The sequence below is a fragment of the Methylosinus sp. H3A genome (genome assembly GCF_015709455.1).
In the GTDB taxonomy this organism is placed as follows: Bacteria; Pseudomonadota; Alphaproteobacteria; order Rhizobiales; family Beijerinckiaceae; genus Methylosinus.
This window is the reverse complement of sequence record NZ_JADNQW010000005.1, coordinates 3,284,151-3,307,411: the sequence shown is the minus strand read 5'-3', so window position 1 is coordinate 3,307,411 and position 23,261 is coordinate 3,284,151. Positions and strand designations below refer to the sequence as shown.

Annotated in this window: 19 protein-coding genes and 1 tRNA gene; 13 read left to right on the top strand and 7 right to left on the bottom strand. The window is 67.0% G+C overall.

Annotation, left to right across the window (positions count from 1 at the left end; genetic code table 11):
* Nucleotides 1-94 precede the first annotated feature (94 nt).
* On the top strand, nucleotides 95-2,005 hold the full coding sequence (locus IY145_RS18195; RefSeq protein WP_196409496.1) for a glycosyltransferase: 1,911 nt from the start codon (nucleotides 95-97) through the stop codon (nucleotides 2,003-2,005).
* A gap of 27 nt (nucleotides 2,006-2,032) precedes the next feature.
* Nucleotides 2,033-3,295: a glycosyltransferase family 1 protein gene (locus IY145_RS18190; protein ID WP_196409495.1), complete on the top strand. Its 1,263-nt coding sequence runs from the start codon at nucleotides 2,033-2,035 to the stop codon at nucleotides 3,293-3,295.
* Between the two features lie 256 nt (nucleotides 3,296-3,551).
* Here IY145_RS18190 and IY145_RS18185 read toward each other — a convergent pair whose 3' ends face one another.
* A complete protein-coding gene (locus IY145_RS18185; RefSeq protein WP_196410603.1) occupies nucleotides 3,552-4,397 on the bottom strand; it encodes an outer membrane protein in 846 nt (281 codons plus the stop codon).
* A 339-nt stretch (nucleotides 4,398-4,736) separates the two neighbouring features.
* Here IY145_RS18185 and IY145_RS18180 point away from each other — a divergent pair.
* From IY145_RS18180 to IY145_RS18155, 6 genes are all read left to right on the top strand, one after another.
* A tRNA-Ser gene (locus IY145_RS18180) sits at nucleotides 4,737-4,830 on the top strand.
* Between the two features lie 152 nt (nucleotides 4,831-4,982).
* Nucleotides 4,983-5,705, top strand: a complete 723-nt coding sequence (locus IY145_RS18175) for a FecR domain-containing protein (protein ID WP_196409494.1) — start codon at nucleotides 4,983-4,985, stop codon at nucleotides 5,703-5,705.
* Nucleotides 5,706-5,847: 142 nt separating this feature from the next.
* Complete coding sequence (gene hflK / locus IY145_RS18170) at nucleotides 5,848-6,966, top strand: FtsH protease activity modulator HflK (RefSeq protein ID WP_196409493.1); 1,119 nt, start codon at nucleotides 5,848-5,850, stop codon at nucleotides 6,964-6,966.
* Nucleotides 6,963-7,874 (top strand): protease modulator HflC, encoded by a 912-nt coding sequence (hflC, locus tag IY145_RS18165; RefSeq protein ID WP_196409492.1) that lies wholly within the window; start codon nucleotides 6,963-6,965, stop codon nucleotides 7,872-7,874. Before hflK ends, hflC begins: the two co-directional genes overlap by 4 nt.
* A gap of 187 nt (nucleotides 7,875-8,061) precedes the next feature.
* Nucleotides 8,062-9,564, top strand: a complete 1,503-nt coding sequence (locus IY145_RS18160) for a Do family serine endopeptidase (protein WP_196409491.1) — start codon at nucleotides 8,062-8,064, stop codon at nucleotides 9,562-9,564.
* 138 nt (nucleotides 9,565-9,702) lie between these two features.
* Entirely contained in the window at nucleotides 9,703-10,863 is a 1,161-nt protein-coding gene (locus tag IY145_RS18155) for a DUF3611 family protein (protein WP_196409490.1), read from the top strand.
* 1 nt (nucleotide 10,864) lies between these two features.
* Here IY145_RS18155 and serB read toward each other — a convergent pair whose 3' ends face one another.
* Complete coding sequence (gene serB / locus IY145_RS18150; RefSeq protein ID WP_196409489.1) at nucleotides 10,865-11,767, bottom strand: phosphoserine phosphatase SerB; 903 nt, start codon at nucleotides 11,765-11,767, stop codon at nucleotides 10,865-10,867.
* Between the two features lie 28 nt (nucleotides 11,768-11,795).
* Between serB and miaA the strand changes: the two genes are divergently transcribed.
* A complete protein-coding gene (gene miaA / locus IY145_RS18145) occupies nucleotides 11,796-12,719 on the top strand; it encodes a tRNA (adenosine(37)-N6)-dimethylallyltransferase MiaA (protein WP_196409488.1) in 924 nt (307 codons plus the stop codon).
* A 15-nt stretch (nucleotides 12,720-12,734) separates the two neighbouring features.
* Here miaA and IY145_RS18140 read toward each other — a convergent pair whose 3' ends face one another.
* Together IY145_RS18140 and IY145_RS18135 are read right to left on the bottom strand one after the other, a co-directional pair.
* Entirely contained in the window at nucleotides 12,735-13,907 is a 1,173-nt protein-coding gene (locus IY145_RS18140) for an MFS transporter (RefSeq protein WP_196409487.1), read from the bottom strand.
* A 25-nt stretch (nucleotides 13,908-13,932) separates the two neighbouring features.
* Nucleotides 13,933-14,766: an RMD1 family protein gene (locus IY145_RS18135; RefSeq protein WP_196409486.1), complete on the bottom strand. Its 834-nt coding sequence runs from the start codon at nucleotides 14,764-14,766 to the stop codon at nucleotides 13,933-13,935.
* Between the two features lie 113 nt (nucleotides 14,767-14,879).
* On the opposite strand from IY145_RS18135, the gene fdxA reads away from it, so the two are divergent.
* Both fdxA and IY145_RS26615 read left to right on the top strand, forming a co-directional pair.
* Nucleotides 14,880-15,218 (top strand): ferredoxin FdxA, encoded by a 339-nt coding sequence (gene fdxA, locus IY145_RS18130; protein ID WP_196409485.1) that lies wholly within the window; start codon nucleotides 14,880-14,882, stop codon nucleotides 15,216-15,218.
* Nucleotides 15,219-15,620: 402 nt separating this feature from the next.
* A complete protein-coding gene (locus IY145_RS26615) occupies nucleotides 15,621-17,342 on the top strand; it encodes a CarD family transcriptional regulator (protein ID WP_409455313.1) in 1,722 nt (573 codons plus the stop codon).
* A 132-nt stretch (nucleotides 17,343-17,474) separates the two neighbouring features.
* Here the strand turns inward: IY145_RS26615 and IY145_RS18120 are convergent, their stop codons facing one another.
* From IY145_RS18120 to IY145_RS18110, 3 genes are all read right to left on the bottom strand, one after another.
* Nucleotides 17,475-18,341, bottom strand: coding sequence for an RNA polymerase factor sigma-32 (locus tag IY145_RS18120; RefSeq protein WP_196409484.1), 867 nt, complete (start codon nucleotides 18,339-18,341; stop codon nucleotides 17,475-17,477).
* A 198-nt stretch (nucleotides 18,342-18,539) separates the two neighbouring features.
* The gene (locus tag IY145_RS18115; RefSeq protein ID WP_246722092.1) at nucleotides 18,540-20,114 is read right to left on the bottom strand and encodes a M48 family metalloprotease; all 1,575 of its coding nucleotides are present in this window, start codon (nucleotides 20,112-20,114) and stop codon (nucleotides 18,540-18,542) included.
* Nucleotides 20,020-20,853 (bottom strand): thermonuclease family protein, encoded by an 834-nt coding sequence (locus IY145_RS18110; RefSeq protein ID WP_196409483.1) that lies wholly within the window; start codon nucleotides 20,851-20,853, stop codon nucleotides 20,020-20,022. The genes IY145_RS18115 and IY145_RS18110 overlap by 95 nt, the downstream gene beginning before the upstream one ends.
* A gap of 165 nt (nucleotides 20,854-21,018) precedes the next feature.
* On the opposite strand from IY145_RS18110, the gene ybgF reads away from it, so the two are divergent.
* Together ybgF and tilS are read left to right on the top strand one after the other, a co-directional pair.
* The gene (gene ybgF, locus IY145_RS18105) at nucleotides 21,019-22,095 is read left to right on the top strand and encodes a tol-pal system protein YbgF (RefSeq protein WP_196409482.1); all 1,077 of its coding nucleotides are present in this window, start codon (nucleotides 21,019-21,021) and stop codon (nucleotides 22,093-22,095) included.
* Nucleotides 22,096-22,104: 9 nt separating this feature from the next.
* Nucleotides 22,105-23,118, top strand: a complete 1,014-nt coding sequence (tilS, locus tag IY145_RS18100; protein ID WP_196409481.1) for a tRNA lysidine(34) synthetase TilS — start codon at nucleotides 22,105-22,107, stop codon at nucleotides 23,116-23,118.
* The last annotated feature ends 143 nt before the right edge of the window (nucleotides 23,119-23,261 follow it).

Sequence of the window (23,261 nt, the reverse complement as noted above, 5' to 3'; positions counted from 1 at the left end):
CATGGCGTTGACAAGGCGGCGCCCGTCGCCCAAGAGGACAGCCTATTCGGTCCGCGCCATTGCGGCGCGCCGCAGCTCGAGCAGTGGATCGCATTTGACGCGGCAGACCTATGCGCTGACCCCCGAAAAGGACGTCGTCGTCCGGGACGGCCGCTTCTTTTCACTTTCCAACGAACCCTGGCTGCGCGTCGAGGCCGATTTCGGCGCGAGCCGTTTCGTCGAGATCGTGTTTCGCGCGAGCCTGCTGGACGATCCTGTCCGCCCCATTCTGCGCTTCGTGACGCCGACCCAGGTCATCGACCGCATTCTCCCCGGCCCGGTGGCCGGCGCAGGCGTATGGATCGGCGCCCTGCCCCGCGGCGCATGCGAGATTCTGCTCAGCCCGACCGACCGACCCGGCCCCTTCGGCTTTGCGATCGAGAGCGTGCGGCCCGTCGGTCTCGTCGAGACGCTGGCGCGCGTCCGGCGTCGCAAGCCGGGCAAGCTCTGGTCCTTTTTCGTCCCCACGCTGTTCGGCTTTCGAGCGGAGGCCGAGAATGCGCTCGACTGGGCGAATAATTCGGAGCCGCTCGAGGATTTCGAACGCTGGTTCGCGCGGCGCAAGCGTCCCTTCGAGCGAGATGGACTCGATGCGCCACGCAGCGAGATCGGGCGCCTGCCGCGCTTCGCCATTCTCGTTTCGGACTCGGAGGCGGCCCCCGACAGATTGGCGCGCACCCTCGCCTCGATCGAGCGGCAGTCCTTTGCGCGCCCCGCGAGCGTCACGCGGAGCGAGGCGGAGCTTCGCCCTCTCCTCGCCGAGACGGATTTCGTCGCGCGCCTGCGACCGGGCGACGAATTGGCCGATCATGCGCTCGCCTGCCTCGCCGAGACGATCGCCCGCGCGCCGCAGACGAAGCTGATCTACGCCGACGAGCTGCTGCGCGCCGCGCACGGAATTCGCCCGACGTTCAAACCCGATTGGAGCCCTTCGCTCGCGGCGACGCGTCCATATCTGGGCCACTGCGCCTTTTACGCCGTCTCGACGCTCGCATCGGCCGAGATCGACGAAGCGATGCGCTCGGCGCCTTTCACGCTCGAGCGAAGCGAGATCGCGCATCTGCGCCGCTGGCTTCTCACCCGCGACGAAGACGAAGATGGAGAGGCGCGCGCCGCTCCGCCCTCTCCCACGCCCATGGGCCCTGCGCCGAGCGTCTCCATCATCCTGCTGACGCGCGACCGGCCGGATATTCTCGGCCCCTGCCTCGAGAGCATTCTGCGCCTGTCGACGCATCCTTCCTTCGAGCTCCTGATCGTCGACAATGGCAGCCGGAAGGCGGAGACCTTCGCCATTCTCGAAAAGGCGAAGACGGACCCACGGGTTCGCGTGCTCGCGCGCCCCGAGCCGTTCAATTTCGCGCGGCTCAACAATGACGCCGTCCGCGCCTCGACCGGCGAGGTCGTTCTCTTCCTCAACAATGACACCGTCGTTGTAAGCCCCGATTGGCTGGAGACGCTTTCGCGTCGCGCCATGGCGCCGCAGACGGGAGCCGTCGGCGCGCTGCTGCTGTTTCCGGACGGCCGCATCCAGCATGCGGGCGTGACCGTCGGCCTCGGTCAGGACGCTGGACATTTCGGCGCGCTCGTCACGCCGGAGGCGCCGTCCTGGCTCGGCCGCGCCGGCCTTGCGCATGAGACCTCCGCCGTCACCGCCGCCTGCATGGCGGTGGAGCGGCGCAAATTCGACTCGGTCGGCGGTTTCGACGAAATCAATCTGCCGATCGAATTCAACGACACCGATCTCTGCCTACGTCTCGCCGAGCGCGGCTGGGCCTCGCTCTATGTCCCGCAGGCGCGGCTGCTGCATTACGAATCGGCGTCGCGCGGCTCGGCCATGTTCCGTCCGATGAGCGTCTATGCGAAGGAGCGCGATTATTTCCGCGACCGCTGGCGCGGCGTCATTCGCGACGATCCCTATTACCATCCCGCTTTGTCGCTCTATGCGCGCCAGCCGGCGCTCTGGTAGTCGCGACGCGATCGAAGAAGAGCCAGAATGACGCGCCCGATCGTCTATGACGCGACCCATCTCGTCTCGGTCGGAACGGCGGCGGGCGCGGCCGGCATCGGACGCCTGGACCTCGCATTCGCTCGTCATTTCGCCGCGCATCCGCGACTCGCCTGCGGCGCGCATTACGGCATGCGCGGCCCGCATGTGCTCGCTCCGGCGCGTCTTTCCGCAATCGTGGCCGATGTCGCGCCCGCCGCGCGCGACGATTCGGCCGATTGGGCCGAGCTTCGCGGCTGGCTGCTGGGCGCGCAGCCGGATCGTTCCGCGACGCCGATACGATCAAAGTCGCGCGGCGCTCTCGATAAATTGCTGTGGCGCACGCCTCTGCGCCTCGCCAATGACGAGCCCCGCGCGCTTCCACCATCGGCGCTCTATCTTAATATCGCGCAGCATGCCTGCGAATTCCCGGCGCTGTTTCGATGGCTCGCGCGACGGCCGGACATGCGCGCCGTCTTCTTCGTGCATGATTTGCTGCCGCTCGACCGGCCCGAATTTTTCCGCCGCGGCTATGGGCCGCTGTTTCAGAGGCGAATCGACACGATCCTGCGCCACGCTCATGGTCTGCTGACGACGAGCCATGCTGTCGCCGAGCGACTGGAGCGCGAGATCGGAGCGCGTGGCGCCACGCGCATTCCCATCCATGTGGAGCCGCCCCCCTCGACGCTGGAGGCGACGTCGGGCGATGTCGCGCAGGACGACGAGCTCGCGCGTCGCGATTATTTCGTCCTCCTCTCCACGCTGGAGCCGCGCAAGAATCATCTGATGCTGCTCAATGTCTGGCGCGCTCTCGCCGAGGGCGGGCGGCCGGCGCCCAAGCTCGTCCTCGTCGGCGGACGCGGCTGGGAGAATGAGCAGATCGTCGACATGCTGAATCGCTGCGAGACGATTCGCCCCTTGGTGCGCTGGACGAGCGGCCTCGCCGCGCCGCATCTGCGCCGCCTGCTCGCCAACGCCAATGCGCTGCTGATGCCGAGCTTCGCGGAGGGCTATGGCCTGCCGGTGGTCGAGGCGCTCTCGCTCGGAACGCCGGCGATCGTCTCCGACATTCCGGTGTTTCGCGAGATTGCGCAGGAGCGCGCGGTTTTTCTGTCGCCGATAGACGGGCTCGGCTGGAAGCGCGCGATAACGGACTTCGGCGCGGCCAATTCGCCGCGACGCCTCGCCGCCATGCGCGAGGCGCAGAGCTTCCAGGCGCCCGATTGGACGAACTATTTCGAGCGAATCGAAGGTTTTCTCGACACGCTCTGAGCCGCGCGGAAATCGCGCCGCGACACTGGCCGAGCAGAAAGATCACAGCGGAACGCAGCGCAAGCGCTTTCCGATCGAACGGAATCGGTCGATCGATCAGAATTCGCTCCAACGAAAGAAAGCTTTTGTTTTGACGCGCTTCCATCGCCGAACCAGCATCCACTTCGGCTGGAAACGCTCCAAAAAGCAAAAAGCCCGGCGCGATCGCGCCGGGCTCTTCTGTCTATTTACTCGACTATGTCGGGCGATCGCCAAATCAATATTTGGCGACGACCGGGGCCGGAGCATTGAACAGGTTGAAGTGATAGTTCACGCCGGCGCGAACGACATGGCCGTTGAAGCGCGACGCGGAGGCCGTGGTGGCGACCGGAGCGGCGATGCCCGTGAAGGAGATCACGCTCGAGGTCGAGACCGTGCCGAGATCGTAATACAGATATTCGACCTTGGCGCTCCACTGCGGCAGGAACAGCCACTCGACGCCGCCGCCGGCCGTCCAACCCACGCGGGTGTCGGAGAAGGCGCTGGACGAGGTGCCGACCAGCCCGCCGACCGTCTGAACGACGCCCGAGCTCAGATTGGTCTGGCCGTAGGCGAGACCGCCCGTGCCGTAGACGAGCAGCGAGGGGGTGATCAGATAGCCGAGGCGGCCGCGGACGGTGCCCAGATAGTCGATCGACTTCGAAGCGCTGATCGTCGAGGTCAGCGGGCCGAAAGCGGCGACCGAGGAGGTCGCGCCATTGCTGCCGGCGACGCCCTGGATGTCGGCCTCGATGCCGGCGACGAAGGCGTTGGCGAACTGATAGTTATAGCCGATCTGGCCGCCGCCGATGAAACCATCGATGCTGGAGCCGAGGATGCCCGAGCCGGCGATGCCGACGATCGGGTTGAACGGAGCGAGCGAGCCCGAGGCGACCGTGACGGAGCTGCTCTCGTCCCAGGTGTAGCCCGCGTTCAAGCCGACGTAGAAGCCGGTCCACAGCGCCGGCGGCGGCGGGGGCGGCAACAGGGGAGCCGCCTTCTTGGAAGGCAGGTCGGCAGCCAACGCCGAGCCCGCGGAGACGGCCAACGCGAGCGCGGAGGCGGCGAGCAAAGACTTTTTCATCATACGGCCCTCAGTTAGATTTATGGGTCTTCGATCCGCCGCCGCCGGAGCCGCGACGGCCCCGCACGATCGATCGCCGACCGCGACAACCGGGCACCAAAGTGCGCCGTCTGTGGTGAATAGCTACGGATCATTACGATGATCGTCAACAAAGGCGGGGCCGTTGCGCGCGCAATTCGCGGTTTTTGTCGAAGCCTGTGTCAATTACGCAACAGTGCTGGAGCGCCTGCAAAAATAATCCGCTCGCATCACCGCGCTTGCCAAGAATTTGCCGCTTTGGCATATCTCAACTCGCATTGGCCGCAGCGTCGAGATTCGGAGCTGCGGAGAACGCCCTGCGGAGACGTGGCCGAGAGGCTGAAGGCGGCGGTTTGCTAAACCGTTATAGGGTTGTAAAGCCCTATCGAGGGTTCGAATCCCTCCGTCTCCGCCAGCCCCCTTCGCCAGACCTCCCGTCGCCGGCCCCCTCCCTGTCGAGGCGCGCGAACGGTTGCGCTCTGGCCCGCCATCGGGCTAAATGAGCCGCATTGCGGCTTGGCGCGCATTGCGACTTGGGCGCGCCATTGCTTTCAGGTTGGACCGCTCATGCGTAGACTTTCCGCGACGCTCGCGGTTTCGGCCGCGCTCGCGTCCCCCGCCTTGGCGGAGCCGGCGATCGGCGCCGCCGCGACCATCGAAAAAGACGTGCGCGGCGAAATGGCCGCCCGCGCCGCGAAAATCGCCGTCGGCGATGAGATTTTCGCGCAGGAGGTGCTCCTGACCGGGACCGACAGCCGCGGGAAATTCGTCTTCCAAGACCGCACCGATCTGCAGCTCGGCCCCTCCTCGCGGGTCAAGCTCGACAATTTCGTCTACTCGGGCGAAAACGGCGTCGCCTTCAACGCCGCCAAGGGCGTGTTCCGTTTCGTCAGCGCGCCGGCCGGGCACAAGGACTATGTGGTCCGCACCCCCGATGCGACGATCGGCGTGCGCGGCACCACTTTCGGCGTCCGCGTCATTTTCGGCCGCACGGATGTGGTGCTCTACGACGGCGCGGTCGAGGTCTGCTCGATCGTCGGCGGCCGGTGCCAGACGCTCGGCTCGGCCTGCACTTTCGTGACCGTCTCCGGCGGCTCCGTGACCTCGCCGCAGGCGGTCGGCCGCGGCGATTGGAGCTTCGACGACAGCTGCGGCGGCGGCGGCAGGCGCGCCGGACGGAGCAATAATCAGATCGACCAGGGAAGCAGCCCTGTATTCTATCCTGGAACCGGCGGCTTCTCCTCGGGCGGAGGCGGGGTCGCGGCGCGCCCCGTGGTCAGCCCGAACTGACCGATTCGGCCCGCAATTCTCGGGACGGCGGCGTTTTTTCGTGGAGGCGGCCTCGGCCGCTCATTGCCGACGCGCCCGGCAAAGCCTATAAAATAGCAGCGTTCCGCTCTTCGGCGCGCGATCCTTTTCAAAAAGAGATGATATGCCCTGGAGCAGTCAAGGCGGCGGCCCGCGCAAGCCGAACGACAACGGCCCTTGGGGCCAAGGGCCCTGGGGCGGCGGCGGTTCGCCCGGCGGCGGCGCCCCGCCCGATCTCGAAGAGCTGTTGCGCCGCGGCCAGGATGGGCTGCGCCAGCTCCTGCCGTCGGGCCTCGGCGGGCGCGGCGTCGCCATTCTCGCGCTGCTGACGCTGCTCGCCTGGCTCGCCAGCGGCTTCTACACGGTCGGGCCCAATGAGGTCGGGCTCAATCTGATCTTCGGCAAATATCGCGGCAAGACCCAGGCCGGCCTCAATTACAATCTTCCGTCGCCGATCGGGACGGTGGTCAAGCTCGCGGTCACCGACCGCAACGCCGTCGACATCGGCTTTCGCGAGCAGCCGGCCACGCGCCGCGGCCCGCTGACGCCCGAGGCGCCGGAAGAAAGCCTCATGCTCACCGGCGACGAGAACATCGCCGACGTCAAATTCCGCGTCTTCTGGCAGATCGACCCCGCCCATCCGGAGGATTACGCCTTCAACGTCGCCAATCCGGCGTCCACGGTGAAGGCGATCGCCGAAAGCGCCATGCGCGAGATCGTCGGCCAGTCGCAGATCCAGAAGATTCTCACCGCCGACCGCAAGCTCATCGAGCCGGCGAGCCAGCAGCTGATGCAGAAGGTGCTGGACGACTATCACAGCGGCGTGCTGGTGCTGCAGGTGCTGCTGCTTTCGGTCGATCCGCCCGCCTCGGTCATCGCCGCCTTCCGCGACGTGACCTCCGCGCAGCAGGATCTGCAGAGGCTCGGCAATGAGGCGGAAGCCTATGCGAATCGAGTCGTGCCGGAGGCGCGCGGCGCCTCCGCGCGCATCCTGCAGGAGGCCGAGGCCTATCGCGAGCAGATCGTCGCCGAGGCGCAAGGACAGGCGTCCCGCTTCGACCAGATCTACGATCAATACAAAAAGGCGCCGTCGGTCACCCGCCAGCGCCTCTATCTCGAGACGATGGAGCGCGTGCTCGGCGGCGCGGAGAAGGTCATCGTCGACGAGGCGCCGGGAGGCGGCTCTGTCGTTCCCTATCTCCCCCTGCCCGGCTTTTCCTCCACGCAAGGAGGCCGCAAGTGAGGAGTTCTCTGGCTCTATCCGGCGTTCTCATCGCCATTTTGGCGCTGGTCGCGGCCGGCGGCGCATTGTTCACCGTCACCCAGACCGAGCAGGCGCTGGTGCTGCGATTCGGCGAGCCGGTCGCCGGCCGCGGGCTCATCACAGAGCCCGGCCTGCATTACAAATTTCCCTTCATCGAGAATGTGATCTTCCTCGACAATCGCATTCTCGACGTCGAGAGCCCCAATCTGGAAGTGCTCGCCTCCGACAATCAGCGGCTCGAGGTCGACAGCTTCATCCGCTACCGCATCGTCGATCCGCTGCGCTTCTACCAATCGGTCGGCGGCATAGCGGGGGCCAATAATCAGCTCGCCTCCGTGCTGAACTCGGCTGTGCGGCGCGTGCTGAGCGAGGCCAATCAGCAGCAGATCGTGCGCGACGAGCGCGCCGCGCTCATGGTGAAAATCCGTCAGCAGGCCAATCTCGAAGCGCGCAAATTCGGCGTCGACGTCGTCGACGCGCGCATTCGCCGGGTCGATCTCCCGCAGCAGATTTCGGAGAAAGTCTACGGCCGCATGCAGACCGAGCGCGCCCGAGAGGCGGCCGAATATCGCGCGCAGGGCTCCGAGCAGGCGCAGAAGATCACCGCCAAGGCGGATCGCGATGTGATCGTGCTGAAAGCCGAAGCGCAACGCCGGGCCGATCAGCTCAAGGGCGAAGGCGACGCCGAGCGCAACCGCATTTTCGCCGAAGCCTTCGGCAGAGATCCGGATTTCTTCGCCTTTTATCGCTCGATGCAGGCCTATGAGGCGGCCTTCAAACCGGGCGACACCCGCTTCCTGGTTAGCCCGCGGTCGGATTTCTTCAAGTTTTTCGGGACGCCCTCGACCGGCAAACCCGCCGAGGAGCAGGCGCCGCAAAAGAAATAGAGTCGCGATCGCCATCAAAATAAGGTACAGAAGGTAGGATTTAAGCGAACGCCCAACTCTCGCCGCTTTGCTGGCAGAGTGCGAGCGGAGTCGTCCGACAGTCTTCGCAGCATCGTCGATCGCCCGGAACGCAATTCGCGCTTTCGCCGCGGCTCGAGGCGCCGCCCGGTCTCAGGAGAGCAATAGTATGACATCTGCCGCGTCCGTTTCGCTTTTCACGGCGCTGAGGCGCGCCCTCGCCGCAGGGCTCGTCGGCGCGCTCGTCGTGGGTCCGTTGGCGGTGACGCCGGCGCGCGCCAAAGGGCCCGATTCGCTCGCCGACCTCGCCGCGACGGTGCAGGACGCGGTCGTCAACATCTCCGCGACGCAGACCGTCGAGCAGAAGCGCGGCAAGGAGGCGACCCCGAACGGCCAGCCCTCGACGCCCTTCGACGAATTGTTCGAGGAGTTCCTCAAGCGCCGCCAGCAGCAGGGCCAGGGCGCTCCGGAGCTGCCGCGCCAGCGCAAATCGGCGTCGCTCGGCTCCGGCTTCGTCATCGACGCCTCCGGCATCGTCATCACCAACAACCACGTCATCGCCGACGCCAATGAGGTGACGGTCATCTTCACCGATGGCCAGAAGCTCAAGGCCGAGGTGATCGGCAAGGACCAGAAGGTCGATGTGGCGGTGCTGAAGGTGAAGCCCGAGAAGCCGCTGAAAGCGGTGAAATTCGCCGACAGCGACAAGGCTCGCGTCGGCGATTGGGTGCTCGCGGTCGGCAATCCCTTCGGCCTCGGCGGCTCGGTGACGGCCGGCATCGTCTCGGCCCGCAACCGCAATATCGACAGCGGTCCCTATGATAATTACATCCAGACCGACGCCTCGATAAACAAGGGCAATTCCGGCGGCCCGCTGTTCAATCTCGACGGCGAGGTGATCGGCATCAACACGGCGATCCTGTCTCCCTCGGGCGGCTCGGTCGGAATCGGCTTCGCGACGCCGGCCAATACCGTGCAGCCGGTCATCGAGCAGCTGCAGAAGTTCGGCGAGACGCGGCGCGGCTGGCTCGGCGTGCGGATTCAGAATGTCGATGACGGCATCGCCGAGAATCTCGGCCTCGGCCAGACGCGCGGCGCCCTGGTCGCCGGCGTGGACGACAAGGGCCCCTCCAAGACAGCGGGTCTGAAGGCCGGCGACGTCATCGTCAAATTCGACGGCAAGGCCATCAAGGAATCGCGCGATCTGCCCAAGCTCGTCGCCGCGACGCCGGTGGGCAAGGATGTCGAAGTCCTCATCGTCCGCAATGGCAAGGAGCAGACGAAAACGATCAAGCTCGGCCGCCTCGAGGATGGCGAGAAGCTCGCCTCGACAGAGACGCCCAAGAGCGAGAATATCGAGAAGACCGCCGCGCAGAAGGCGCTCGGCCTCGAGCTCTCCTCGATTTCGGACGAGCTGCGCAACCGCTTCCAGATCAAAGAGAATGTGAAGAACGGCGTCATCATCACCGGCGTCGATCCGCGCTCCGACGCGGCGGACAAGCGCCTGCAGCCGGGCGAGATTCTGCTCGAGATCAATCAGGAGCCGGTCGCCGACCCCTCCGATGCGGTGAAGAAGGTGAAGGCGCTGAAGGACGGCGGCAAGAAATCGGCGCTGCTGATCGTCGCCAACGCCCAGGGCGACACGCATTTCGTCGCTTTGACCCTCGACTGACGGGCCGCCGCCCGGCGTCTCTCGCGGCGCCGGGTCAGCCCTAGGCTTTCGCCTCGGCGAGAGCGCCCTATCTGGCGAAAAAGATCGCCTGCGTCGCCGATCGACGCGGGCGTTTTCGTTTGCCGGATAGCGATTCCCATGCGCTCGACTATCGCCCGCGCCAATTTCGTCTCGCTTCTCGTCCTCGGCGTCCTGATCCTGGCGCTCGGATGGCTCGCCGCTTTCGCCGAGCGGCCGCTCTCGAGCCTCCCTTTCGCGCTGCATGTCTCGCTCGGCGTCCTCGCCGGCGCCTTGCTGCTCGCGCAAATCGTGCTGCGGCTCGCCGTTCCGCCGCCGGCCCTGCCGGCGCGCTGGTCGAAGGGGCGGCGATGCTGCGCCGCCTTCTGCGAATTCGCGATCTATCTCTCGCTCGTCCTGCTGGTCGCGACCGGCGCGCTCTGGGGCTATTTCGGCGGCGCGCCGCTCCAAGTCTTCGGCTTTCCTCTGCCCGTTTCGACCGCGGCAGACCCGCGGCTCGCCGACCTATCGGGTCCGGCCGCGGCTCAGGCGCTCGGCCTCGCCGGCGTTACGGCCTCCGAGGCGCTGCTCATGGTGCATCGTCTGCTCGCCGTGATCTTCGCCGTTTCTGTCGCGCTCTATCTCGCGCTCGGCGGCTTCACCCGCTTCCGGCAGGAGGCTCCCCCGCCCGAGGCCCCGCGGCTCGCGCCGGCTCTGATCGAGCCCTCGCCGACGCAAGGCCTGTCCTCGCGGCTACGCCTGTTCGGCTGGCTGCAATTCTGGCCGCAGCTCGCCATCGCGCTCGCGAGCGGCGTGCTGCTGCAATTCTCGACCTCGGGACGCGCCTTCAGCCCGAGCCAATCGGGCTATGGCGACGCGATCTATTGGAGCTTCTGCGCCTTTCTGCTGCTCTGCGCGGCAACGGCGCTCGCTTTTTTCTATACGCGCGCGGCGCGCTCAGTGGCGCGGCCCGATTATCTCGGCGTCCGCAAGGTCACGGCCTTCTGGTTTCTCTCGCTCGGCCTGCTCATCGGCCTCGCCGGCGTGGTCCTATCCTTTGTCGGCCTGTCGCTCAGCGTCTCGCTGCTCGTCGCCAAGACGGTGTCGCAGCCGCCCGGCATCGCCATCACCGACCCCAATAAGATCATCCGTGCGCTGGACGTCTTCATCCTGCTGGTGAATTTCGCGCTGCTTCTCGGCCATTTCATCGGCGTCGCGATCGCCGCCTGGCTCACTTCCGAGGCCACCCGCACGCGCTATCGCTTCGCGGTCGCGACGCCGCCGCAGGAGAGCCGCGCCTGAATTACGCCTCGACGAAATCCGCGCGGCGATAGCCCTGCGCGAACAACAGAGCCGTAAGATCACCGTGATCGACGCGCGCGGCCGCCGCAGCGGCCACCTTCGGCTTGGCGTGATAGGCGACGCCGAGCCCGGCCGCGGCGAGCATGTCGAGATCATTGGCGCCATCGCCGACCGCGAGCGTCGCCTCGACCGGCAGCCCCAATCTCGCGCGCAGCTCCTCGAGCGCCTCGCGCTTGGCCGCCGCGCCGGCGATCGGCGGCAGCACGACGCCGGTGAGCCGCCCATCGCGCGTCTCCAGCCGATTGGCGCGCGCCTCGTCGAAGCCGAGGCCGGCCGCGATCTTCTCGGCGAAGAGGGTGAAGCCGCCGGAGACGAGCGCCGCATAGGCGCCATTGACGCGCATGGTCGCGACCAGAGTCCGCGCGCCGGGCGTGAAGGTCAGGCGCTCGGTCAATATCGTTTCGATGATCGCGACGGGCAAATCGGCGAGCAGAGCGACGCGCTCGCGCAGCGCCGGCTCGAAATCGAGCTCGCCGCGCATCGCCCTTTCGGTGATCTCGGCGATTCGCTCGCGAATGCCGGCGAATTCGGCGAGCTCGTCGACGCATTCCTGGCCGATCATCGTCGAATCCATATCGGCGACGAGGAGACGCTTTCGCCGCTCAGCCTTCGGCTGAACGATCACATCGGCCCCGGCTTCGCTGGCCGCGGCCCGCAATGCGAGACGCATATCCGGCAAGCTCTCGGGCGCAATTCGGAAAAAAATATCGGCTGCGACGCCCGGCTCCAGCCAGTCGGTCGAGTCGACGGGCGCGCTCCACGCGCTGACGGCCTCGGCCGTCAGCGGCAGGCCACCCGCGCCGGCGACGAAAGTCGCGACATGTTCGACAGGCGCTTTTGACATTTCCCTCGTTTTGTCGTTGCGAAGGCCGATGACGAGACGCGCCATTCTCATCGCAGGACCGACGGCGAGCGGCAAGTCCGCTCTCGCGCTGGCCATAGCCGGGCGCATCGGCGGCGCCGTCGTCAACGCCGATTCGATGCAGGTCTATCGCGACCTGCGCATTCTCACCGCCCGCCCCACGGCCGATGAGGAGCGGAGCCTGCGCCACGAGCTGTTCGGCCATGTCGACGCTTCCGTGAATTATTCCGTCGGTCGCTGGCTCGAGGATTTTCGCCTCCTGCTCGACAAGCTCGCGCGGGAGGGCCTGACGCCGGTCGTCGCCGGCGGCACGGGCATGTATTACAAGGCCGCGCTCTACGGCCTCTCCGACATTCCGCAAGTCCCTGCCGCGGTGCGCGAGAAAATCCGCGCCGAAGCGGAGGGGCGGGCGCCGGAATATCTGCACGCGCGTCTCGCCGAGCGCGACCCGGAGACGGCCGCGAGGCTGAGGCCCACCGACCCGCAGCGAATCCTGCGCGCGCTGGAAGTCTTCGACGCGACGGGAAAGCCTCTCGCCTCCTTCCAGGGCGCGCGCATGGCGTCGCTGCTCGACCAATCCGAATGCCGCGCCTTCTTCCTCGCCCCGCCGCGCGAAGACCTTTATGCGCGCATAGACGCGCGCTTCGACGATATGCTCCGCAAAGGCGCGCTCGACGAGGTGGAGGCGATGGGGGCGCGCGGGCTCGACCCTGCTCTGCCGGCCATGCGCGCGCATGGCGCTCCGCATCTGCTGCGCTTTTTGCGCGGCGAGCTGTCGCTCAAGGAGGCGGCCGCGCGGGGAAAGCTCGACACGCGACATTATTCGAAACGACAATTCACCTTCGCGCGCCACCAGCTGCCGTCGTTTCGCTGGATCGCGCCCGGGGAGACGGAGGCGGTCGTCGAAGAGGCGGCGCGCTTCGTTTGCGAATAGGCCGGCGAGAGGGCGTCAGGCGCCCTGCCCTTTCGTCGCGACGCGCCGCTCGGCGAAATTGGCGATGGCGAGCAGCGACGCGCCGATGAGGGAGATCCCGCCGACGAGCGCATAGAAGAGGTCGATCGCGGTCGGCGCGAGCGCGCCGAACAGGAAGGAGGTCGAGAAAATGCCGAGATTGAGCAGGCTCGCGTGATAGGAATTGATCGTGCCGCGAAATTGCGCGGACATTCCGCTCAGCCGCGCGTGATGGAGCGGGCCGCCGCAGCCGTAGCCGAAGGCCCAGGGCAATCCGACGAGCGCGAGCTGCGAGACCGAAGTGGCCGGAATGGCGAAAGCGAAAACCCCGGCAGAGGCGGCGAAGCAGGCGATCGGCAAGGCTCTATGGGAGAGAAGGGCGCGCACCATCGGCCCCGCCAGATTGCCGGCGATGGTGACGAGGCCGAAGAAGCCGGCCAATAGTCCGGCGTCGGTCGGCGAGAGCGAGAGCTTGCGGGCCGCGACATCGGCGACGACCACCCCGAAGCCGGCGACCGAGCCGAGCCAGAAATAGCTCGCCGCCAGCCGCCGCACGACGCCTCGGGTCGCCAGCGCGCCTTTATGGGTCGCGACGAAGGAGACGACGACGCCGCCATGCGAGCGACCGGGTCGAAACGCCGCCGAGACCGCCAGAAAGGCGAGCGCCGCGAGCAGCGCCAGAAGATAATAGGCGTAGCGCCAGCCGAACCGATCGGCGATCCATCCCGCGATGGACGGCGTGATCACGAAAGCCGACATCAGACCGACGAAGACGCGAGCGGTGCGAATGTCGACATCCTCGGGCGAAGAGGAATCGGCGACGAAGGACAGCGAATTGGGCTGGACGAAGGCCCCGCAGAGCCCCGCCAGGGCGCTGAGCGCGATCGCCACGGAGAGATTCGTCGAATGGGCGAGCGCGGTGCTGAGCGCAGCGAAGCCGAGCAGCCCCGCCTGAAGCGGGCGCTTGCGTCCGAAGCGATCGGACAAGGGGCCGGCGATTATGGCGAAACCGGCATAGGCGAGGCCGTAGGCGGCCGGCAGATAGGCGATCGCCGCCGGCGGCACGCCGAAATCCGGGGCCATGGCGGTCATCAACGGCCCGGCGACGACCTCCGCCGAGCCGACGAGAAAGAGCGCCGCGGCCAGGATCGAGAGCTGACCGAGGGTCACGCGCGCGCTTTCGACATCAACGGTCTCAATGCGCCCGCTGAACGAAGATCTGGAACAGCGTCAGCAGAATTTCCGCGAGGATCAGCACGACGACGGTCGCCTCGAGCCGCACGGAGCGATCGACGTCGATGATCTCTGTCAGCGCCCGCGCGGTCTCGCCGATGACGTCGACCTTGGCCTTCAAGGTCTGGCCGCGCGCCTCGAGCTCATATTCGTCCTCGAGCCTCGAATAGAGGCGCTCCAAATCCGGCCGGTCCCAGAGCACATCCGGCTTGTCCTCGACGGCGACGCGGCCGGAGACGCGATGCTGCACGAGCAGCGTCTGGCCGATGAGCTCCAGCATGGCGCGGCGGCGGAAAGGCGGGCGGCCCTTGCTGGCGAGCTCGGCGGCGAAAGGCTCGATCGTGTCGAAAACCGCATTGACGCGCCGCTCGTCGCGGGCGAGCGCCACGCTCTTGGCCAGAGCGTCGGCGACCACCAGCAGCCGCTCGCCCGAGGCGTCCTTGATCGCCAGGCGGCCATTGGCGATCGTCTTGTCGTCGCTGTCGGGCGTGATCTCCAGCACCAGCGTCTCGTCGTCGCGCCGCGTGGCGGCGCCGGCGACGCGGGCGCCGACCTTGGCGAGGATCTCGTCCTCCTCGAGCGGCGACAGGCCGAACAGCACGGCGACGCCGAATCGGTAGAGGACGACGAAACCCGCCTGCCCCGCCGGAAAGGCGAGCGGCGAGGTCGAGACGAGATCGGCGCGCTCGAGGCCGCCAGTGTCGATTCGCTCACCCAGCAGCAAAGCCCGCGCCGTCACGCAGCGCACCGCCGGCAGGACAGCGACGCCCTCGGAGGCCGATTCGATTTCCGCCATAGACTGATTCCCTTCCAACGCCTCGCAGGATATCATGCGCGCCGCGCGGGCCGGGAGGCCGCTTGCACCCGAGTATCAAAAACGCTAGCAAGCCCGCGGATCGAGGACGCCCCATGCCTTACGTCGTCACGGAAAACTGTATCAAGTGCAAATATATGGATTGCGTCGAAGTCTGTCCCGTGGATTGCTTCTACGAGGGCGCAAATATGCTGGTGATCCATCCGGACGAATGCATAGATTGCGGCGTATGCGAGCCGGAATGTCCGGCCGAGGCGATCAAGCCCGACACCGAGCCGGACCTCGAGAAGTGGATGGCGCTGAACGCCGAATACGCACAGACTTGGCCCAATGTCACGATCAAGCGGGATCCGCCCGCCGACGCCAAGGAATGGGACGGCAAGCCCGGCAAGCTCGAGGCGCATTTCTCGGCCGAGCCGGGACAGGGCGACTGACGCCTCGCCGTCCACAACGGCCGCGCCACGGAAATCGTTAATAGATTCAAAGGCTGTTACGCGGCCGCTCGTAACCATGCGGAAAGGCGCCGGCGCCTTTCCTTTGATTTTTCCCGTACCACATGATATACGGAACATTAAGAATTAGCTTTCGGGCGCGAGGGGCGCAAGCGTCGCGATTTCCAGACAGGAGATAGCGGCCCAGCCGCCGACGTCGAGAATAGGCGAAGATGGCGGCTGATCGTCCGCTAGCGTCGGCTCTATATTGTGAAGCGTCGGAGTTTCGCCAGCCAAACTATGCGCGGTCATTGGCGCTATCCTGGCCGGGGCGCGACGAGCCCATTCGGTCACGAGGCTTCCCGTCCCGTCTCCACAGCGGGGCAATAAAAGGAGTATCCGCGTATGCCCTCGTCCAGCAAGAAGACCGCAAAGAACCGCAAGGCGTCCGTCGCCGGAGCGCGACGCGGCGTGGAGGGCAAGACGACGCGCGCGACCGGCGCTTCCGCCGAGGCGCGGACAAGGAAGACCGCGAGCGCGAACGCCGCCGGTAAGGCGGCCTCCAAGGCCTCCGCCGCGACGACCAAGGCCGCGAAATCGGGAAAAGCGCGCGCCGCCGCCGCCGGGAAGTCGGCCGCCAGGGCGAGCGTCTCCAAGACGAGCCTTTCCAAGACGAGCGCCTCCAGAACGACTGGAAGCAAGGCGGAGACGAAGACGAAGACGGCAGCAGCGCGGACGCGCGCCGCCGCCAAGACGGCGGCCAAGGCCAGCGCAGCCCGTTCGGGCGCATCGAAATCCGCTGCGGCGCGAAGCGGCGCGACCGACGCCAAGACCGCGAAGTCTACAGTTGCCGAGTCTGCGGTCGCCAAGTCTGCGGTTGCCGCAAAGTCTTCGGCCGCCAAGACCGTCGCGGCGAAAGCCGCCACCGCCAAGCCGGCTGCGAACGGCAAGACGACTGCGGGCAAGACGCCGGCCAGGGCCCGCGCCAGCGCCGCGCACACCAGCGACGCCAAGCGCAGCGCGACCGAGCGCCGCGTCGAGACCGCGATCGAGCCGGTCGCGAACGGCTCTGAAAAGACCTCCGAGCCGACGAGCGCCGTCGAAACGGCGCGGGTCGAGGCCACCCGCCCGGAGAGCTCGCATCAGCTTTCACATGAGACTTCAACCGCCGTTGCGGCCGGCGTAACCGGAGATACGAGAATCACCACGCCCTTGCGCCAGAGCGCGACCAATACCGATATCGAGCACTCCGACGTCACCTCGGCTCCGAGCGTCGCCCCGACGGGCGCGAGCGAGCCGAACGCGACGGCGTCCGTTTCACCTCCAGCTTCGAGCGAAACCATTCCAGTGCCAAAACAGACACAAGGAAAGGCGATCAACGCCAAATCTTCGCCGGCGCCCAGAGCCCCCGCCCCCGCTGCTCCCGTGAGCGCTGCGGCGAGCTCGGCCCTTTCGCCCAAGGCCATCGTCGCCGCGCGCACCGCGGCCGCGGCCCCCATCAAGCAGCCGATCCCCGCCGCCGTAAAGGCGAAGACATCGGCGCAGAAGCTCGGGTTCAAGACCAACGAATTCGTCGTCTATCCGGCGCATGGCGTCGGACAGATCATCGCGATCGAGACGCAGGAAGTGGCCGGCTTCAGCCTGGAGCTGTTCGTCGTCAGCTTCATCAAGGACAAGATGACGCTGAAGGTGCCGACCAGCAAGGTCGCCACCGTCGGCATGCGCAAGCTCGCCGAGACCGAGGTCGTCGACAAGGCGCTCTCCACGCTGACAGGCCGCGCGCGCGTCAAGCGCACCATGTGGTCGCGGCGGGCGCAGGAATATGAGGCCAAGATCAATTCGGGCGATCTCGTCACCATCGCCGAGGTCGTGCGCGATCTCTATCGATCCGACACGCAGCCGGAGCAGTCCTATTCGGAGCGCCAGCTCTATGAGGCGGCGCTCGATCGAATGGCGCGCGAGGTCGCCGCGGTGCGCAAGCTCCTCGATTCGGAATCGCTCAAGCTGATCGAGTCCTTCCTGCAGAAAGGTCCGCGCCGTGGTCCCAAAGGCGACTCCGATACGGACGCCGGCGAGGATGCAAGCGAGGAAGGCGAAGAGGACGACGTCGAAGAACGCGCCGCCTGATCGAACGGTTACCGAAGAAAAGCGCTTACCAAGAAAAAACGCGGTCCCGACGGGGCCGCGTTTTTTATTTCTATCGCATCGGTCTCCCGCATCAGTCTCCATGGCGAGCCCGAAGGCTCGCTCATGTCCCGCTCACTCGGCGAGACTCGGCGTCTCCTGCGCTTTGGTCAGCGCCTTGCGCAGCTTGCACAGCGCGCGATTTTCGATCTGTCGCACGCGCTCTTTCGAAATGCCGAGACGATCGCCGAGCGATTCGAGCGTCACGAGACTTTCGCTGAGACGCCGCTCCTGCACGATGCGCAGCTCGCGCTCCGACAAAAGCTTCAGCGCATCGGCGAGCCAGCGCGTGCGACGTCCGGAATCGACGCGGTCCTCGACGATCTCGTCGGGCAATGGCCGATCGTCGACGAGGAAATCCATGCGCTCGGCGGAGGTCGAGGAATCATCCTCGACCAATTGGCTATTGAGCGAGACGTCGGAGCCGGCGAGACGCGAGTTCATCAGCTCGACATCGGCGCGCGAGACGCCGATGGCGCCGGCGATCGCCTGGAAGGCGTCGCCCGACTCCGACTGCGGCGCATGCGCGAGCTTGGCGCGAAGCCGACGCAAATTGAAGAAAAGAGCTTTTTGAGACGAACTGGTGCCGCCGCGCACGATCGACCAATTGCGCAGGACGTAATCCTGGATCGAAGCGCGTATCCACCATGTCGCGTAAGTCGAGAAGCGCACGTCGCGCTCCGGCGCGAAGCGCGCCGCCGCCTCCAGCAGCCCGACATGCCCCTCTTGCACCAGATCGGCCACCGGGAGACCGTAATGGCGAAAGCGCACCGCGAGCGCGATCACCAGCCGCATATGAGCGGAGGCGAGCTTGTCGAGAGCGTCTGTGTCCTTATTGTCCTTCCAAGCGATCGCAAGACGTTTTTCTTCTTCGCGTTCGAGAAAGGGCGCATCCATCGCCGCTTTCACGAGTTCGCGTCCGACTCCGGGCAGATAAGCCATTCTCGCTCTCCGGGGTGGCTGTCGCGCGCGAAAGGCTTCGATCGAAAAGGATCGATCGACGAAAAGCGCTGCGACGATGCCTCGATTGACGAGAATCCCCGGCTTCGGCGTAACCGACGCCTGTCTGTCCGCCCCCCCGGGAATTCTAAGGCTTACAACATTCTCGGAGCGCGACAGTTCCATCGCCGCGAGCGTTTCTCACTCGACGACGAGCTTGTATCTCTCGCCCGGCGTGAGACGGCCTCCATGCTCGAGGCCGTTCAGCAATTGAAAATATTCGAGCGGACGATTGGGGACGACCATGCGCTGCGCCATCGATTCCGCAGTATCGTCCGCGCCCGCGCTCACGATGAAGAGGTGAAGCGGACGCACGTCGATCGACTCTTCCCAGCTCGAGCGGCGGAATGTCGCGACGGAGGCGGCAAAGCGTCGCTCGGCCGCGTCGTCGAGCGCGCGCACGGCGAAAATGAGACGATAGAGCTCGTCGTCGATCTGTATGACCGCGAGCTTGAAATTCCATTCGCCGGCACGCGCGCTGGCGACGACGGCCGGCAATCCATTCACGTCGATGCGCTTCATCGAGGAGCGCAGCAAGCCGTCGACCCAGCCCGACTCGACATAGGCTTCGAGCGTCTTGCCGACCGGCGCGCGCACGCGGTCGAGCCGCAGCGCTTCGTCGTCGCCTTCCTTCACGCCGAAGACGGCCTCGCTCGAATTCTCGAGCAGGAAACCCTCCGGCGCGACGAAGGCGAAGCGCAGCCGCGGATGCGCGAATTTGCGGCCGCGCACGAAACCGTCATTGGGATCGTCGCCATAAGCGAGGCCGTTGATCGCGGCGAGATAGCCCTCGCGATCACGCGCCCCGGCGCCCGGCGCGCTGATCTGCCGCGCCGCCGACACGGCCTTGGCGATGCGATCGGGCGTCGAAGGATGCGTCGCCAATATGTCGAGGTCGGGCGTTTTCTTCTTGCCATAGAGAACGGCGCGCAGCTCGGCCGACTTGCCGAGCGCCGCGAGGAAGCGCGACGCTCCGTACGGATCATAGCCCGCGCGCGCCACCACGCGCACGCCGATGGCGTCCGCCTCCAGCTCCTGAAGGCGCGAGAAGCCGGCGAAGGAGAGGCGCTGCGAAGCGCGCACGTCGTCGCCCTTCTGCTTGCTCTGAATGACGGCTGCGGCCTGGCTGATGACCTCCGCCTCACGCTCGCGCTCGGCGCGCAAAGCGCTGTGGCGCGCGCTCACATGGGCGATCTCATGCGCCATCACCGCGGCCGCCTCCGAGGCGTCGCCGGCGAGCGCGAGAAGGCCGCGCGTGACATAGAGATTGCCGTTCGGCAGAGCGAAGGCGTTGACGACCGGCGTGTTGAGGATCGTCACCTTATAGGCGGCCTGCCCCGGCGTGTCGCTCGCCTGCGCGAGCTTGACGAGAATATCGTCGATGTAGCGCTCCGCCGAGGGAAAACGATATTCGCCGCCGAATTGCGCGGCGAGCTCCTTGTGCTCGGCGGTGGACGGCTGCTCGCCGCCGAGCGTGCGCGGAACCGCGGGCGGCAGCCGCCCTTGCGGCGCAGCGCCGCCATTGAGCATCTCGCCCTGGCGCTCGAGCTGGGCGCAGCCGCAAAGACCGAAAGCGACGAGCACCGCGAGCGCGACCAGACGCGCGCCGCTCGGCCGCGCGTCACGGCCGGCGGGCGCCGTCGAGGAATTCGTCGCCGAGGAGCTCGATCTGCGCCGGAGAGACGAGTTCCATGCGCGGTCCAAAAGCTGTGTCAATCAATCCTCGCACGCGCACTCGCCGCCCCGTGAGCATTCTGGGCGACGTTCCGGCCCGCGCGAATGTCTCGAGATTGCGTTTCCAGATCACGACAGCGAAATCTCCGCGGCGCGGCCCGAAATTCAGATAGAGAGAGCCTCCAGCCTCGCCGATCGTGCCGACGACGCCCTCCACCAGAACCATGCCCTTCTGTCCGGAGAGCGTTTCGGGCCGACCGGCGTCGACGATGTGATACTCGCCCGACGCCCAAAGTCCAAGCTTTCGTCGACGCGCCTGCGCCTCCGTCGCGAGCAGCCCATTGCGGCAGGCGAATGCGGCCGGATCGGGGCGAAAGCGCGCGAGCCCGGCGCCGATGAGCTCCTCCGCGAGAGAGACGAGCGGCGCCGCGTTCCCCTCGCCTTCCACGAAGACGCCCGCGGGAACGCCTCCCCAGCGATCCGGCGCCGTCGAGGTCGCAGCGAGAAAGACGAGCCGACCCGCGCCCACACGCTCGGCGAGAAAACGGCGCGCCGTCTCGCGCGCCGCCGCGCCGGAAGGGAATTCGACGCCCGCGAGCGCGAGTCGGCGGCCGTCCATGCTCGCGAGTTCGAGATCGTCGTCGACGGCTGCGATCTCGATCGGCGCAGCGGCGTCGAGCGCGCAGACGCCCGTCGCCTCCTGCGCCGTCGCGATCCGAAGCGCGGAAGCGGCGCCTGCGAGCAGCGCGAAAGAAACAGCGGCGAAACGAAGCTTCGTCATGAGCGCGAATGATGGAGGAGACCAGCCGAACAACGGCGAAAGACTAGCCGGGAGAAGGTCTCTTCGCCACATCTGAGCGACATTCGCCGCGGCTTCGTCAAATTTTGGCCGAAAGCCGGCTTATGCTACGCCTCGTCCCGTAGCGCTCTCGCAAACGATTCCGCCATGATCCTTTCGTCACGCCCCATTTTCGTCGGCGCCGTCCTCGGCGTCGTCATGGCCGCCGGCGCGGCCTTCGCCGCCGAATCCGACAATGGACCGCGCCTCGACGGGATCGGCCAAGGCATTCGGAACATCGGCCAGAATATCGGCCGCCGCCTCGATGTGACGCAGCTTTTCGGCCATCGCGACCCCGAGGAGGACGCCGGAGGACGCGAGGCGAGCGCGGCGAGCGTTCGCATCGACCGACTCGAGAATCAGATTCGCGCGCTCAACGGGCTCGTCGAGGAGCTGCAGCACAGCATGCGGCGCCTCGAGGATCAGCTGCGCCGCTCGCAGGAGAGCGCCGCCGGCCTGCCGCCTTCCGCCGCATCGCCGCAGCCGCCGCGCGCGGCGGCGACGCCCGAGCCGCCCCTGCCCGGACCGGTGGCGATTTCCCCGGTCGGGCCGCGGCGCGGCGACGCCTTCGATCCCAATCTCAATCCGAGCGCCCCCGGCGCGCCGCGCCCCATCGGCGCGACGCCGCCGAGCGCGCCGCTTCCGGTCGGCACGGCGACAGGCGCTCCGGCCGCCGATCTGCGCTCGCCCGGCGCCCCGCTCGACCTGACCCATGGGCGCCTCGGCGAAACGCCGCCGCCGGCCGAAGCCGCGCCCGCGCCCGGCCCCTCGGCCGCGCTCTCGCCCATAGCGACCGCGCCGCAGACGCCGAAGGACGAATTCGACCTCGCGGTCTCGAAACTGCGTCAAGGCGAATATGAAGCCGCCGAAATAGGTTTCGCCGGCTTCCTCACGCGGAACCCGAAGAGCCGGCTCGCGCCGCAGGCCGTCTTCAACCTGGGTGAGAGCTTCTTCCTGCGGAAGCGCTACCGCGAGGCGGCGGAGAAATATCTCGAGATCACGGCGAAGCATCCGAGCGCGCCGCAAGGGCCGGAGGCCATGCTGAGGCTCGGCCAGTCGCTGCACGAGATCGGCGCGAATGAGCAGGCCTGCGCCTCCTTCGGCGAGATCGCCGTGAAATATCCGGGCGCGCCGGCCAGGGTGAAAGAGATCGCCCAGCAAGAGAGCAAGAAGGTCCGATGCTGACGGGGGCTCATGCCCGCTGAGCCGCCCCCGCCCGATCCCGACCGCGCGCTCGCGCCGCTCGCCGCCCATGACGCGCTGCTGCTCGCCGTCTCGGGCGGGCCGGATTCGATTGCTCTGGCTCTGCTCGCGGCGCGCTGGCCGCTTCGAACGCAAAAGCGCATCGAAATCGCCACTGTCGACCACGGACTTCGCGCCGAAGCCGCGCAGGAGGCCGCGCAGGTCGGCGAATGGGCGCGCGGCTTGGGATTTGCGCATCATATTCTGCGATGGGAGGGCGAAAAACCCTCGACCCGCATTCAGGAGCGGGCGCGGGAGGCGCGCTACCGTCTGCTCTGTGAGCGCGCGCGAGAGATCGGCGCGACGGGGATCGTCACCGCCCATCACGCCGACGATCAGGCTGAGACGGTCCTGTTCCGGCTGACGCGCGGCAGCGGAATCGCCGGCCTCGCGGCCATGGCCGGGGAGTCGCGCATCGACGGGCTCGCGCTGCTGCGGCCGCTGCTCGGCTTTCGCAAGGCCGAGCTCGAGCGTCTCTGCGCCGAGGCCGACCACCCCTTTTTTCGCGATCCCTCCAATGAGAATCCGGCCTATGCCCGTGTGCGGCTGCGCCGGCTCGCCGTCACGCTCGCGGCGGAAGGTCTCGATGCCGCGGCTCTGCTGCGCCTTCGCGCCCGCGCCGCACGCGCCGAGGAGGCGCTCGCCTGGAGCGCCGCGCGCGCCGCGTCGGAGTTGCCGGCCGAGCGCGGCGAAGGGCGGTTCCGCATCGAGGCCGAGGCGCTGCGCACACTGCCGCGCGAGATGCTGCTGCGCCTGCTCGCGGCGGAGATCGTCCGCATCGGCGGCGGCGCGCCGAGGCTCGAGCGTCTGGAGCGCGCCGGCGAGCGGCTCGCCGATGCGCTCGCGAGAGAAACACGCTTCAAAACAACGCTGGGTGGCGCTACTGTGCTTTTCGAGGGCGGCGCCGTCGCCATCTCGCCCGAGCCGCCTCGTCACAGAGACGGCGCGCGCAACGAAGGCGCCTGACGGCCGCAAAAAAGCCACGCCGCTTCGATCGTATGACTTTTCGGCGACATGCGCCTGCAGCTGAGACGACATTCGCCGGCGCGTGAGAACTTCGGCCTGCGCGCAAAATGCACGCGATGCGCGCATCGACAGACGGCGAGACC

Coding starts and splice junctions, on each gene's coding strand:
- IY145_RS18190 (WP_196409495.1), top strand. CDS start 2,033: ATGACGCGCCCGATCGTCTATGACGCGACCCATCTCGTCTCGGTCGGA.
- IY145_RS18185 (WP_196410603.1), bottom strand. CDS start 4,397: ATGAAAAAGTCTTTGCTCGCCGCCTCCGCGCTCGCGTTGGCCGTCTCC.
- IY145_RS18175 (WP_196409494.1), top strand. CDS start 4,983: ATGCGTAGACTTTCCGCGACGCTCGCGGTTTCGGCCGCGCTCGCGTCC.
- hflK (WP_196409493.1), top strand. CDS start 5,848: ATGCCCTGGAGCAGTCAAGGCGGCGGCCCGCGCAAGCCGAACGACAAC.
- IY145_RS18160 (WP_196409491.1), top strand. CDS start 8,062: ATGACATCTGCCGCGTCCGTTTCGCTTTTCACGGCGCTGAGGCGCGCC.
- IY145_RS18155 (WP_196409490.1), top strand. CDS start 9,703: ATGCGCTCGACTATCGCCCGCGCCAATTTCGTCTCGCTTCTCGTCCTC.
- serB (WP_196409489.1), bottom strand. CDS start 11,767: ATGTCAAAAGCGCCTGTCGAACATGTCGCGACTTTCGTCGCCGGCGCG.
- miaA (WP_196409488.1), top strand. CDS start 11,796: ATGACGAGACGCGCCATTCTCATCGCAGGACCGACGGCGAGCGGCAAG.
- IY145_RS18135 (WP_196409486.1), bottom strand. CDS start 14,766: ATGGCGGAAATCGAATCGGCCTCCGAGGGCGTCGCTGTCCTGCCGGCG.
- fdxA (WP_196409485.1), top strand. CDS start 14,880: ATGCCTTACGTCGTCACGGAAAACTGTATCAAGTGCAAATATATGGAT.
- IY145_RS26615 (WP_409455313.1), top strand. CDS start 15,621: ATGCCCTCGTCCAGCAAGAAGACCGCAAAGAACCGCAAGGCGTCCGTC.
- IY145_RS18120 (WP_196409484.1), bottom strand. CDS start 18,341: ATGGCTTATCTGCCCGGAGTCGGACGCGAACTCGTGAAAGCGGCGATG.
- IY145_RS18110 (WP_196409483.1), bottom strand. CDS start 20,853: ATGACGAAGCTTCGTTTCGCCGCTGTTTCTTTCGCGCTGCTCGCAGGC.
- ybgF (WP_196409482.1), top strand. CDS start 21,019: ATGATCCTTTCGTCACGCCCCATTTTCGTCGGCGCCGTCCTCGGCGTC.
- tilS (WP_196409481.1), top strand. CDS start 22,105: ATGCCCGCTGAGCCGCCCCCGCCCGATCCCGACCGCGCGCTCGCGCCG.